This window comes from Pseudomonas sp. CCC4.1, assembly GCF_035019225.1.
Taxonomy (GTDB): domain Bacteria; phylum Pseudomonadota; class Gammaproteobacteria; order Pseudomonadales; family Pseudomonadaceae; genus Aquipseudomonas; species Aquipseudomonas bubulae.
Window position 1 is genome coordinate 38837 of sequence record NZ_JASJWL010000006.1, and the last position, 12543, is coordinate 51379.

At 59.3% G+C, this 12543-nt stretch carries 11 protein-coding genes; 9 read left to right on the forward strand and 2 right to left on the reverse strand.

The window, feature by feature from the left end; all coding sequences use genetic code 11:
* The first annotated feature begins 117 nt into the window (after nucleotides 1-117).
* The 3 genes from QN377_RS04040 to QN377_RS04050 are packed head-to-tail and all read left to right on the forward strand — an operon-like array spanning nucleotide 118 to nucleotide 1840.
* Nucleotides 118-1044, forward strand: coding sequence for an arginase (locus QN377_RS04040; RefSeq protein WP_133144831.1), 927 nt, complete (start codon nucleotides 118-120; stop codon nucleotides 1042-1044).
* Nucleotides 1035-1409, forward strand: a complete 375-nt coding sequence (locus QN377_RS04045; protein ID WP_095001413.1) for an EamA family transporter — start codon at nucleotides 1035-1037, stop codon at nucleotides 1407-1409. The genes QN377_RS04040 and QN377_RS04045 overlap by 10 nt, the downstream gene beginning before the upstream one ends.
* A gap of 11 nt (nucleotides 1410-1420) precedes the next feature.
* Entirely contained in the window at nucleotides 1421-1840 is a 420-nt protein-coding gene (locus QN377_RS04050) for a transporter (protein ID WP_095001414.1), read from the forward strand.
* Between the two features lie 62 nt (nucleotides 1841-1902).
* Here QN377_RS04050 and QN377_RS04055 read toward each other — a convergent pair whose 3' ends face one another.
* On the reverse strand, nucleotides 1903-2667 hold the full coding sequence (locus QN377_RS04055; RefSeq protein WP_095019468.1) for a MipA/OmpV family protein: 765 nt from the start codon (nucleotides 2665-2667) through the stop codon (nucleotides 1903-1905).
* A gap of 228 nt (nucleotides 2668-2895) precedes the next feature.
* Between QN377_RS04055 and QN377_RS04060 the strand changes: the two genes are divergently transcribed.
* Genes QN377_RS04060 through QN377_RS04085 form a run of 6 tightly spaced genes read left to right on the forward strand, consistent with a single transcriptional unit; the run spans nucleotide 2896 to nucleotide 10129 of the window.
* Nucleotides 2896-3591, forward strand: a complete 696-nt coding sequence (locus QN377_RS04060; RefSeq protein ID WP_095025827.1) for an MtnX-like HAD-IB family phosphatase — start codon at nucleotides 2896-2898, stop codon at nucleotides 3589-3591.
* Nucleotides 3584-4978: an aspartate aminotransferase family protein gene (locus QN377_RS04065; protein ID WP_095001417.1), complete on the forward strand. Its 1395-nt coding sequence runs from the start codon at nucleotides 3584-3586 to the stop codon at nucleotides 4976-4978. Before QN377_RS04060 ends, QN377_RS04065 begins: the two co-directional genes overlap by 8 nt.
* Nucleotides 4975-5841, forward strand: a complete 867-nt coding sequence (locus tag QN377_RS04070; RefSeq protein WP_095001418.1) for an alpha/beta hydrolase — start codon at nucleotides 4975-4977, stop codon at nucleotides 5839-5841. Before QN377_RS04065 ends, QN377_RS04070 begins: the two co-directional genes overlap by 4 nt.
* Before the next feature lie 15 nt (nucleotides 5842-5856).
* Nucleotides 5857-6981 carry a GNAT family N-acetyltransferase gene (locus QN377_RS04075; RefSeq protein ID WP_095019470.1) on the forward strand — a complete coding sequence of 375 codons (1125 nt, stop codon included), beginning with the start codon at nucleotides 5857-5859 and terminating at the stop codon, nucleotides 6979-6981.
* Nucleotides 6981-8741, forward strand: a complete 1761-nt coding sequence (locus tag QN377_RS04080) for a sensor histidine kinase (RefSeq protein WP_095026429.1) — start codon at nucleotides 6981-6983, stop codon at nucleotides 8739-8741. The genes QN377_RS04075 and QN377_RS04080 overlap by 1 nt, the downstream gene beginning before the upstream one ends.
* Nucleotides 8738-10129, forward strand: a complete 1392-nt coding sequence (locus tag QN377_RS04085; protein WP_095019471.1) for a sigma-54-dependent transcriptional regulator — start codon at nucleotides 8738-8740, stop codon at nucleotides 10127-10129. Before QN377_RS04080 ends, QN377_RS04085 begins: the two co-directional genes overlap by 4 nt.
* A gap of 42 nt (nucleotides 10130-10171) precedes the next feature.
* Here the strand turns inward: QN377_RS04085 and metE are convergent, their stop codons facing one another.
* The gene (gene metE, locus QN377_RS04090; protein ID WP_095001422.1) at nucleotides 10172-12484 is read right to left on the reverse strand and encodes a 5-methyltetrahydropteroyltriglutamate--homocysteine S-methyltransferase; all 2313 of its coding nucleotides are present in this window, start codon (nucleotides 12482-12484) and stop codon (nucleotides 10172-10174) included.
* Nucleotides 12485-12543: the final 59 nt, after the last annotated feature.

The following is a 12543-nucleotide window of genomic DNA, read 5'->3' on the forward strand; positions in this document are numbered from 1 at the left end:
CAACCTCGCTGGCAACCCCGGCCCCCACAGGCCAAGTCGTTTGGCCCGCCCCTTGCATTTACCCCTTAAAGCCCGCCCTGCCTGGATCGGCGGCGATGACATGGGGTAAATCACACTTTGAATATTCTCGATCTTGATCACAGCCTGACCTCACAAGCACCGATTAAGCAACGTCTGACCGACGGTCGTGCCACACGCCTGGACTTGCTGGAACTGGGGCCGCAACTGCGTCTGTGGTCCACCGAACGCAATTACCGGCGCTTCGCTGAACGTCTGCAACAACGGCCGAAACGCTCCACGCAGCGGCCAGAAATCTTTTTTATAGGCTCCGGCGACTATCACCACCTGACCCCGGCCTTGCTCGCGGACTTGCCCGAACCGATCACCCTGATCCACTTCGACAACCATCCTGACTGGGTACGCTTTGCCCCCCGCCGCCATTGCGGTTCGTGGGTCAACCGCGCCTTGAAGCTGCCGAACATCAAACGCATAGTCACCCTCGGCCCCTGCAGTGACGACCTGCAAAACCCGCAGTTCAAGGGCGCAAATCTCGGAGCCCTGTGCCGTGGCGATTTGCAACTATTCCCCTGGCAGCATGCCCCCACCAAGGTCTGGGGCCGAATCGGCGACGGCGCAGGGCACGAGCAGCACGAGAACCTGTTGCACTGGCGCAACCTCGCCGATCAGGACTGGCCGACCTTTCTCGACGAGTTGATCCGCAGTCTGCCTACCGAAGCGATCTGGATAACCGTGGACAAAGACGTACTCGCCAGCGAAGACGCCGCCACCAACTGGGATCAGGGTGGTATGCGCCTGACCCACTTGCTTCACGCCCTTCGTGCCCTGGCCACCAGCAAGCGGGTATTGGGTATTGATGTTTGCGGTGAGTTTGCCAAGGCTGCGCACCGCAATGTGCTCAAACGCTGGGAGGCCCGATCGGACCAGCCAGCACCTGGGCGCTGGAGTGAAAGCGATCTGCTGCGCAACTCAACCACCAATGAAGCGCTGATCCATTTATTCGAGGAGCTGTTCCCATGTCCTTGATCGTAATTGCGCTGGTGGCGTTTTCCATTGTGCTCGATGTTATCGGCCAGCTGTGTTTCAAAATCGGCCTGGACCGCTTGCCGGAACTGGAGGGTGGTTTTCGCCTGAATGCCTTCTGGGGTCAGGTATTTAGTGCACCGATGCTGTGGGCTGGGGTCGGCGCTTACGTGATTGAGTTCTTCGTCTGGCTGGAGGCCCTGTCGAGGGCACCCTTGAGCTTGCTATTCCCGGCCGCTGCGCTGGCGTATTGCGGTGTGGTATTCGCCGGCAAGGTGTTCCTGGGCGAACACGTCAGCCGTCGGCGCTGGATGGGCACCCTGGTTATTACCCTTGGAGTGATGCTGGTCTGCATCACCGCAGCTTGAGGAGTTGAGCAATGGCAAACACTGACGGGTTAAAAGCCCCGGATAACGGCTGGCTGCACGGGCGTTTGGGCACGATTGTGCTGTGGGCCTTGTTGATTGCTCTCGAGAGCGCAGGACAAATAGCCACCAAAATCGGTGGCGATCAATTGGGACAGATGGACTTCACCCTGCAGTGGCTCCAGGCCGTGCTGCTCAACCCGGGAGTATGGGTGGCCATTGCCTGTTATTTCGGCGCGTTTTTTGTCTGGATGCTGATATTGCGCCGCAGCAGCCTGTCGCTGGCGTTTCCCCTGAGTTCACTGGTATTTGTCGGGGTGCTGATGGGCTCCTGGCTGGGCCTTGGCGAGCAAATCAGCGCACTGCACTGGGCAGGCGTGGCGGTGATTGTCGGCGGGATTGCGCTGCTGGCCGATGGTGAACCGGAACATTGAGTCACTGCCTGCTTTCCCTTAGCCCAACCCTCTCTTTCCGGGAGAGGGTTGGGAGGGCCGCTTCAGAATTTGTAACTGACCGCCGTCTGCACCGCGCCCTGATTCACATTGCCCTGCTCGCGTACGATGCTGCTGTCCGCCGCCGCCCTCAGCAGGCGTGTCCAGCTGGCACTGGTCACCAGCGACCAGTTCGCGGTCAGCGGAAACTCGAAATTCTGGGTCAAGGTAACATTCTGGAGGCCGCCACTGGCCTTGTACGCGGAAATCCCTGACGCCTGCGCCTCGCTGTCACTTACGCCAAAAAAGGTCGACATCTGCCGACCATCAGCAAAGTGCACCGCCAACTGGCTGCTGCCGATAATCCCCTGCCCCAGCGGGTAACCCAACTCGCCCCCGACCTGACCCAGCACCCCGCCTTGACCGCCTGCACCACCCACCGCCTGCCCGAGCTGTGCGTAGACACGCCAGAAGTCAGCCGGGCTGTACTGCACAAAGCCGCCGAACATGGCCATGTCTGAAACATCGCGCAGGCCCCGCAGCGAACCATTGGCATTGCGTCCCGACACATAGTTGAGCACGGGCCCTGCGCTCCAGCCGTCGGCCTTGAAAGCACTCCAGGTCAGGCCGTCATCGGTATTGAGGCTGACATCGCCCCAGTCCACATCAAAATACGGCAATGGCACTGTCTGGTAGCGGCTGGCGCTTGGATCATACGGCTGATAGCCAATCCCCATGCCCACTTCCCCACTGGGGCCGTCTGCGGCATGGGCAGCCGCGCTGACGCCCAACAAAGTGAGCAGCAAAAAAGCACAGACCGGAGTTTTCATCACGAGGGTTCCATAGAGGTTCTATGCGCGCATCAATCCCTTTTTAGCGCGGCCTGCGCAAGCACTCATGTTGTTTGTAGCAAGCTACAAAAATTGTAGCTTCAAGCCCGACTGCCACCCAAAAACTCGCGCAGAGCCCCAGCCCACGGGGCTTTCAATAGTTGGCACAGTCAATGCTATGTCCTCTGGCAAGCGCAAAAAGCGCGCCTTTTCGACAGGACAATGCAGATGATGCAATGGCATATCGTGTGTGATTTCGACGGGACCATTACCCGTACCGACGTCATCGACAACATTCTTCAACGTTTCGCCGACCCCAGCTGGGAAGCGATCGAAGACCAATGGTTGCAGGGTGACATCGGTTCGCGTGAATGCCTGAGCCGCCAGCTGTCGCTGGTCAAAGCCACGCCTGCCGAGCTGCTGGCCTATTTCGACAGCGTTGAGATTGACCCTGACTTCCCCGACTTCGTCGACCACGTCATCGGTCTTGGCTCCTCCATCGAGGTCGTCAGTGACGGCATCGAACAAGCCATCGCCCGCATTCTGGCCCGTAACTACGTAAGCCTGTTGCCGATCCTGGCCAACCGCCTGCGTCAGGTCGACCAGAACAGTTGGCGCATCGACTTCCCTTATTCCAGCGACGCCTGCCGTGCCGCTTCGGGCAACTGCAAGTGCAAATCCGCCCCCGACGGCAAACGCGTGCTGGTGATTGGCGATGGCCGCTCCGACATGTGCGTGGCCTCTGGCGCCGATTTCGTCTTTGCCAGGGACAGCCTGGCCGAACACTGCGAGCGCAACGGTATCCCGTACGCACGATTTGACTCCTTTGCCGAACTCCCGGCCCTGCTCGCCAAACTGCCGAGCCATGCCGCCAACGCGCCCCACTATTCTCGTGAACAGCAGGAACTCTTCAATCATGTCTGATATTCGAATCGCTACCCCTGAAGACCAGATTCTTCTGGAAAAAGAAGCCAAGTACTGCTCGTACGGCGACACCGTTCACTACATCGAACCACCGCGCATTTTTAGCCGCTGCGAAGGCTCCTACGTGTGGGACACCGAAGACCAGGCCTACCTCGACCTGCAAATGTGGTACTCGGCAGTCAACTTCGGTTATTCCAACCCGCGCCTGAACAACGCCCTCAAGCAACAGATCGACACCCTGCCGCAGATCGCCAGCCAGTATCTGCACAAGGGCAAGATCGAGCTGTCGGAGCGCATTGCAGTCGACGCCAAAAACAAGTTCGGCCTCGACGGTCGTGTGCACTTCAACGTCGGCGGCTCGCAATCCATCGAAGACTCGCTGAAGGTGGTGCGTAACGCCAGCAACGGCAAAAGCCTGATGTTCGCCTTCGAGGGCGGTTACCACGGCCGCACCCTGGGCGCCTCATCGATCACCTCGAGCTACCGCTACCGTCGCCGTTACGGCCACTTTGGCGAACGCGCCAACTTCATCCCGTTCCCGTACCACTTCCGCGGGCCAAAAGGCATGACCAAGGAAGAGTACGGCAGCCACTGCGTGCAACAGTTCGCCCGTCTTTTCGAGACCGAATACAACGGCGTGTGGGACCCGAAAGTCGGCCAGAGCGAATACGCCGCGTTCTACGTCGAGCCGATCCAGGGCACCGGCGGCTATGTGATCCCGCCGATGAACTTCTACAGCGAGCTCAAGCACGTACTGGATCAGCACGGCATTCTCATGGTGGTTGACGAAATCCAGATGGGCTTTTGGCGCACTGGCAAGCTGTGGTCGATCGAACACTTCGACGTCAAACCCGACGTCATCGTGTTCGGCAAGGCACTGACCAACGGCCTCAACCCGCTGGGCGGCATCTGGGCCCGTGAAGAGCTGATCAACCCCAAGGTATTCCCGCCGGGCTCGACCCACTCCACCTTCGCCTCCAACCCGCTGGGTACTGCGGTGGGCCTGGAAATGTTCAAGATGACCAGCGAAGTCGACTATGGCGCGATGGTCATGGCCAAGGGCAAGTACTTCCTCGACGGCCTGCAAGATCTGCAAAAACGCTACCCGATCATCGGTGACGTCGACGGCCTGGGCCTGGCCCTGCGCTGCGAAATCTGCGGCCCGGACGGTTTTACCCCGGACAAGGCCACTCTCGACTTCATGGTTGAGGAAGGCATGAAGGGGGATATCGAAATCGACGGCAAACGTCTGGGTCTGATTCTCGACGTGGGCGGCTACTACAAGAACGTTATCACCCTGGCGCCGTCGCTGGAAATCAGCTACGCCGAAATCGACCTGGGCATCGCCCTGCTCGATCGCCTGCTGGCTCGGGCCATGAAACGGTGAACGGGGCAGAGATCGATCTGGGCGAAGGCAACACCGGTTTCGTTCTCGGCACGGGTGAGGTCGGGGTCTTGTTGATCCACGGCCTTACCGGCACCCCGACGGAGTTGCGTCGGGTTGCCCAGGGGCTGGCAAAAGACGGGACGTGCACGGTGTACGTCCCCACCCTGGCCGGGCACTGCGGTGACAACAGCGACCTGCAGGCCACCGGCTGGCTGGACTGGTATGAAGGCGTGCGCAAGACCTTTGCCGGGATCCGGCAGCGCCACCAGCAGGTGTTCGTCGGCGGGCTGTCGATGGGTGCGGTAATGTCGATGTACCTGGCCTCCGAACACCCGGGCCAGGTCGCCGGGCTGTTGATGTACTCCACGACCTTGCGCTATGACGGCTGGAGCATCAACAAGCTGGCCTTTATGACCCCGCTGCTGATGAAGATCCCCTTTGGTGTGCACCTGTGCAGCTTTGAGGAAAAGCCGCCCTACGGTATTAAAAACCAGCGCCTGAGGGCCATTGTCGAGCGCCAGATGAAAGCCGGCGAGAGCAGCAATGCCGGGTTGTTGACGATGGAAGGGATCACCGTGCGTGAACTGCACCGGATGAATGCCGTGGTGAAAAAACGCATGCCTTCGATCACCACCAAAGCCCTGGTGCTGCACTCCATTGAAGACGATATCACCAGCCGCTGGAACGCCGATTACGTCGAACGCCATCTGGGCGGGCCGGTGACCAAGGTGCTGCTCGACAACTGCTATCACATGATCACCGTCGACCTGCAATACCGCCGCGTGATCGAACTGAGTGACGCCTTTATCAAGAAAAACAGCCGCACGGCACCGGTCCCTGTCGAGTACCTCAAGCAGGCCTGAGCCCAAGGACGCCCCATGATTACAGCCCAAGTCTTTTCATCCATTCAGGCAATCGACCGTGAAGCCTGGAATGACTGTTTTCCAGATGCCCTGGAGGATTGGGATTACATTATGGCCGTCGAAAAAGCCGGGATTGAAGGCTTTGCATGGCGTTACCTGACGCTGTTCGAAGGTTCCACCCTGATTGCCGCAGCGACTGCGTTCACCACGTGCTATCGCCTCGACACCACGGTCCAGGGCATCGGCAAACGCTTTACCGAAAAACTCAATCGCGCACTCCCGGGGTTGGTGCAGCTAAAGCTTTACGCCATCGGCTCACCAGTGACCGAACAATGCAGTGCGGGAACGGCCAGTCATGTACAGGCGGCGCAGCGCCCTGCCCTGCTCGCCCGGTTGCTGACCCTGGCCCAGACCGATGCGGCCCGCCTGGGTATCGGTCTGATTGCCGTCAAGGACGTCCCCAGCCATGACGCTGACTGGGCGCACAGCTGCAAGGCGGCGGACTTTCAGGCCATGCCCGGCTTGCCCAGTGCGACGCTGCCCGTGCCCTTTGGGTCAGTGGACGGCTACCTTGGCTCGCTGGGCAAGTCCACCCGCAAAGACATGCGCCGCAAACTGCGTACGCCTGGCCCACGGGTGGAATGGCGCAACGCAATTGACGACGTCTTGCCTGAAATCATGCGCCTGTACGAGGCCAGCCTGGCGCGCAGTGATCTGCAACTGGAGCGCTTACCAGCGACCTATTTCACCGGTATCCTCCAACAACTCGGCGACCGGGCAGTGTGCGTTTTGTACTGGCTCGACGATCAACTGGTGGCGTTCAATCTGGTGTTGATTGACGAACACCGTCTGATCGACAAGTTTTTTGGTCACGACCTTGAGCTCACCCGTGACTACAATCTGTACTTCAGGAGTTGGCTGGTGAATGTCGATTACTGCATACGTCACAATATTGCCCTGTACGAATGCGGTCAGGCCGGCTACGCGAGCAAGATTCGTCTGGGCTGCACCTTTCAGAGCAATACGCTGTTTTTCCGGCATCGCAACTGGCTGATCAATAACGCACTCAAACTGGTCAAACTGTTCATTCGCCCTGACCGCCACGACCCGGCACTGGCGGCTGCGATAAGCGAGTACTAATGCCCTCCACGCCCAAAACACCGCGCCAGCCACAACCCTTCAAAGTGTCGCGCTGGACCGTACAGCGCAAACTGGTGCTGGCGTTCTGGCTGGTCAGCGTGATCCCGACCATGATTGCTGCCGAACTGGCAGCGACCACCCTGTCGCAGATTTTCGACAGTAACGTACGGGTCTGGCTGCAGGAGTCGACCAAAATCGTCAAGGACGAGATCAGCGAAATCCTCGCGGACAACGCCCGCGCCGCCAAGCTGCTTCTGCAACACGCCCACCCGCCGTCCTCCAGCAAGGCCATCCGCCATGACCGGCTGACTGCCGATATCGCCGAAGCCATGGGCATAGACGTGGTCGCGCTGATCCGTGACAGCGACCACAAAGTGATTTTCAGTACCGCCAGCGACACCATTGTCGACCAGATCAGCCTGAGCCCCAACGCTGTACTGCAAACTATCAATGTCGGCGGTGTGCCAACCGGCACCGTAGTCTCCACCTTTGCCACCAGCCAGGATGGAGTGAACTATCAGCTGCTGGTGGCTACCTATATGGACAGCAGCTTTCTGACCAGCGTGGCCGACGTGCACTCCCTCGACTTGCGTTTGTACCTGTCCAATACGGCAGGCTTTGCCGAGATATTCTCCAGCCAGCGTTTCGAAGACCGCCAGCTGATGGTGCCCGGCGCCATCGAACAAACCCTGCGGGAAACCCGTCAGCCCAGCGAACAATTCACCAGCCGCTACAGCGGCTTGTACTGGCCCATCCTTAACGACACCGGTGAGCTGCAAGGGGTGATCTACAGTGGCCTGCTGCGCCATAGCAGCCTGGTGGGGCTGGTCAACCAGAGCAACCTGTTCGCGTTGATCTTCCTGGTCGGCTCGGTACTGTCGCTGACCGTCGGCTGGCTGGTTTCCGAACGCCTTACCCGGCCGTTGCGCGACCTCTCCGAAGGGGTACGCGCCGTCACTGCCGGGGACTACAACCAACGCGTGGCGGTGTCGGGCAACGACGAACTGGCCGAGCTGAGCAGCACCTTCAACCATATGACCGCACGACTGGGCGAGCTGCATCATCTCGAAGCCCAATTGCGTCGCCGCGACCGCCTGCATGCCCTGGGCGAGGTGGCTATGGGCCTGGCCCACGAAATCCGCAATCCGCTGGGCATTATCAAAACCGCGACCCAACTGTTGCACCGCCGGGCCGATCTGGGTGAAACCGACAAGCGCCATCTGGAGTACGTGGTCAGCGAAGTGACCCGCATCAATGACCTGATCACCGAGTTTCTCGAGTTCGCCAAGCCCAGCGCCCCCGTGCGTGCGCCACAGCTGGCGCGGCCTCTGGTCGAAGACATTCTGGGTTTCTGCAAACCGGAGCTGGAAAGCCACACTATTGATGCCCACATCGACGATCAGGCGCCCGGTGCGACCCTGTACGCCGATGCCGGACAACTCAAACAGGCGTGCCTGAACCTGATCATCAACGCCATCGACGCCATGCCTGAGGGCGGATGCCTGACCGTACGTATTTCCCGCGAAGAGGACTACACAGTAATAGGCATTGCTGATACCGGAGAAGGAATCGCACCCGATATGCTTGAGCGTATTTTCACGCCCTTTGTGACGACCAAAGCCTCAGGCACGGGGCTGGGCCTGGCCAAAGTGTTCTCCATCATGGACAGCCACGACGGACGCATCGAATGCATCAGCGAGAAAGACGTCGGAGCCACCTTCAACCTGTACATTCCGGCCCACGGAGGGGATGAAACATGAGTCATAACGTGCTGGTGGTCGACGATGAGCCCAAACTCTGCGACTTGCTCAGCTCGGCACTGAGCCAGAACCGGATTCAGGTCTTCACTGCCAGCAACGGCCTGCAGGCACTTGAAGTTCTGGAGCAGGAAGATATCGACCTGGTGATCAGCGACTGGCGCATGCCCGGCATGGACGGCCCGCAGTTACTGGCCGAGATCAAACAGCGTTACCCGAACCTGCCAGTGATTGTAATGACTGCCTACAGCACGGTAAAAAACGCCGTACAGTCCATACGTAACGGCGCCTACGATTACATCGCCAAGCCCTTTGATATCGACGAGCTGGATATTACGGTCAGCAAAGCCCTGCAGTTTCGCGACATTTTGCGCGACAACGCGCGCATGCGCGCCGAGCTGGACGAGCACCAGCACATCGACAGCCTGATTGGCGACAGCCCAAGCTTTCGCCGGGTGCTGCAGGCCATCGACTCGGTACGCGAGAGCAACGCCACTATCCTGCTGACTGGCGAAAGCGGTACCGGCAAAGAGATGGTCGCCCGCGCCATCCACAAACACGGCAGCCGCGCCGACAAACCCTTTGTCGCGGTCAACTGTGCGGCGATTCCTGAGGGGCTGCTTGAAAGCGAGATGTTCGGCCACCGCAAAGGCGCGTTTACCGGCGCCGTAGCAGACAGGGTCGGGCGCTTTATGCAGGCCGACAAGGGCACCCTGTTTCTCGATGAAGTGGGCGATATGCCCCTGGCCTTGCAGGCAAAAATCCTGCGGGCGCTGCAAGAACGGGTGATCGAGCCAGTGGGGGATCCGCGAGAGCGCAAGGTGGATGTGCGGGTCATCGCCGCGACCAACAAAAACCTGCTGCAAGCCGTAGCCGACAAGGAGTTTCGCGAAGACTTGTATTACCGCCTGAACGTCTTCCCGATTCCGCTGCCCGCGTTGCGCGAACGCGTTGAAGACATCGCCTCGCTGGCGCGGCACTTTGCCCATAACCTGGGTGCTACCGCAGGCAAACGCATCACCGGTTTCAGCCCCAGCGCCTTGCAGGCGATGGCCCAGTACAGTTGGCCGGGCAATATTCGCGAACTGCAAAACTGCGTGGAGCGCGCCACCATTGTGGCCAATAGCAGCACTATCCAGGACAGTGACCTGCCGCCCTACCTGTTCAGTGCCCAACCCGGCCAGAGCAGTGCCTTGCTTGCCCCCGGACCAAGCGTGCCCCCCGACCTGGAAGCCGCCTTGGCCGAAGTCGAAAAAGCCTACATTCTAAGTGCCCTGCAACAGGCCAATGGCGTACAGGCTGCGGCGGCGCAGTTAATCGGCATATCCGAGCGCAGCTTCTGGTACCGCCTGAAAAAGCTGGATATTCATGTCGATAAAATTGTCAGGTAACACCTCAAAGCCCCTCACCCGGAGGGAGAGGGGCTATTGATCTCAAGCGGCTTGCAAGCGTAGTTGCCGTGCTGCCGCGACCATGTTGATCAGTGCCGCTTCAGTCTCGGCCCAGGCCCGGGTTTTAAGGCCGCAGTCGGGGTTGACCCATAGCCGCTCAGCGGGAATACGCTGCGCTGCCTTGCTCAGTAACTTGATCATCTCGGCCGTTTCCGGCACCCGTGGCGAGTGGATGTCATACACACCCGGGCCGATGTCGTTCGGATAGTCGAACGCTTCAAATGCATCAAGCAGTTCCATGTCCGAGCGCGAGGTTTCGATGGTAATCACGTCCGCGTCCATCGCGGCAATCGACTTGATCACATCATTGAACTCGCTGTAGCACATATGGGTGTGGATCTGGGTTTCATCCCCCACACCCGAGGCACATAGACGGAAGGCTTCCACCGCCCAGTCCAGGTATTCCTGCCACTGTGCACGGCGCAACGGCAAACCTTCACGGAACGCGGCTTCGTCGATCTGCACGATTTTGATCCCTGCCTGTTCCAGATCCACCACTTCATCGCGGATCGCCAGAGCCAGTTGTTGCGCCTGTACTTTGCGCGATACGTCTTCGCGGGGGAAGGACCACATCAGCATGGTCACCGGGCCTGTCAGCATGCCTTTCATCACCTTGTCGGTCAGGCCCTGAGCGTACTTGATCCACTCAACGGTCATGGCCTGCGGGCGGCTCAGGTCGCCGAAGATGATGGCCGGTTTTACGCAACGTGAACCGTAGCTCTGTACCCAGCCGTATTGGGTGAACACATAGCCGTCCAGTTGCTCGGCGAAATACTCGACCATGTCATTGCGCTCGGCCTCGCCGTGTACCAGTACGTCCAGACCCAAACGTTCCTGGACCAGTACAGCGTTGCGGATTTCGCTGTGCATCGCGTCGGTGTATTCGCTGGTCGACAACTTGCCTTGTTTGTAAGACTGACGCGCCAGACGAATCGAAGCAGTCTGCGGGAACGAGCCGATGGTGGTGGTCGGGAATGCCGGCAGATTCAAGCGGGCACGCTGCACTTCGATCCGTGCAGCAAAGGGTGACTGGCGCTGGCTGTCGGCGTCGGTGATCGCTGCAATACGGGCTTGTACGGCGGCCTTGTGAATACGTGGCGAGCTGGCCCGGCTTTGTTGTACGGCGCGACTTTGGGCCAGGGCTTCTTGTACCTTGGGGTCTTGCGGGATATTCAGCGCATCACGCAGCACTGCAATTTCAGCGCACTTTTGCTTGGCGAAGGCCAACCAGCTTTTCAGTTCGGCATCCAGTTTGGTTTCGCGGTCCAGATCCACCGGGCTGTGCAACAGCGAGCAGGAACCGGCCACCCACAGGTTATCGCCAAAACGCTCTTCGGCTTCCTGCAGTTGCGCCAGGGCGTTTTCCAGATCGCAGCGCCACACGTTGCGGCCATTGACCAGGCCCAGGGACAACACTTTGTAAGTCGGCAGACGGTCCAGAATGGCATGCAACTGGTCGGGAGCACGCACCAGATCCACGTGCAGGCCATCCACCGGCAGGCCAACCGCCAGGCCGAGATTGTCTTCCAGGCCGCTGAAGTAGGTGGCAACCAGCTTCTTGAGTGGCGAGTATTGAAGAATGTGATACGCGCGTTCAAAGGCGTTTTTCCATTCCTGTGGCAGGTCGAGCGACAGAATCGGCTCGTCGATCTGTACCCATTCCACGCCCTGCTCAGCCAGGCGGGACAGGATTTGAGCGTAAACCGGCAGCAGGTTTTCCAGCAGGTCGAGCTTGTTGAATTCGTTGCCTTTGGCCTTGCCCAGCCACAAGTAGGTCAACGGGCCAATGATCACGGGTTTGACCTTATGGCCCAGCGCCTGTGCTTCTGCCGTTTCTTCAAACAGCTCGTTCCAGCTCAGATCAAAGCGCTGGTCCTGACTGAATTCCGGTACCAGATAGTGGTAGTTGGTATCGAACCATTTGGTCAGTTCCTGGGCATACTGGCCTTTGCCGTGCTCAGCACCGCAGCAGCTCTGACTGGCACCGCGAGCCATGCCAAACAGGGTATCCAGGGTTGGCTGGCGCTGCTCGTCCAGGGTGCTGGAAAAACGCGGGGGGATCACGCCGAACGTCAATGAGTGGGTCAGCACCTGGTCGTACCAGGCAAAGTCACCGACCGGCAACAAATCGATGCCTGCGTCTTTTTGCAACTGCCAGTGGGTGGCACGCAATTGGCGGCCAACGTCTTTCAGCGCGGCCTGGTCAATATCACCCTTCCAATAGGCTTCGAGTGCTTTTTTCAGCTCGCGGTCTGCGCCGATGCGGGGGAAACCAAGATTGTGTGCCAGGGCCATAACAACATTCCTTCGTGTAAGTAATGGCACTATTATCGACACCCGCTACAACATGAGAC

Excerpts from the sequence above, each read along its gene's own strand:
- QN377_RS04045 (WP_095001413.1), top strand. The coding sequence starts at position 1,035 with ATGTCCTTGATCGTAATTGCGCTGGTGGCGTTTTCCATTGTGCTCGAT.
- QN377_RS04050 (WP_095001414.1), top strand. The coding sequence starts at position 1,421 with ATGGCAAACACTGACGGGTTAAAAGCCCCGGATAACGGCTGGCTGCAC.
- QN377_RS04055 (WP_095019468.1), bottom strand. The coding sequence starts at position 2,667 with ATGAAAACTCCGGTCTGTGCTTTTTTGCTGCTCACTTTGTTGGGCGTC.
- QN377_RS04060 (WP_095025827.1), top strand. The coding sequence starts at position 2,896 with ATGATGCAATGGCATATCGTGTGTGATTTCGACGGGACCATTACCCGT.
- QN377_RS04065 (WP_095001417.1), top strand. The coding sequence starts at position 3,584 with ATGTCTGATATTCGAATCGCTACCCCTGAAGACCAGATTCTTCTGGAA.
- QN377_RS04075 (WP_095019470.1), top strand. The coding sequence starts at position 5,857 with ATGATTACAGCCCAAGTCTTTTCATCCATTCAGGCAATCGACCGTGAA.
- QN377_RS04080 (WP_095026429.1), top strand. The coding sequence starts at position 6,981 with ATGCCCTCCACGCCCAAAACACCGCGCCAGCCACAACCCTTCAAAGTG.
- QN377_RS04085 (WP_095019471.1), top strand. The coding sequence starts at position 8,738 with ATGAGTCATAACGTGCTGGTGGTCGACGATGAGCCCAAACTCTGCGAC.
- metE (WP_095001422.1), bottom strand. The coding sequence starts at position 12,484 with ATGGCCCTGGCACACAATCTTGGTTTCCCCCGCATCGGCGCAGACCGC.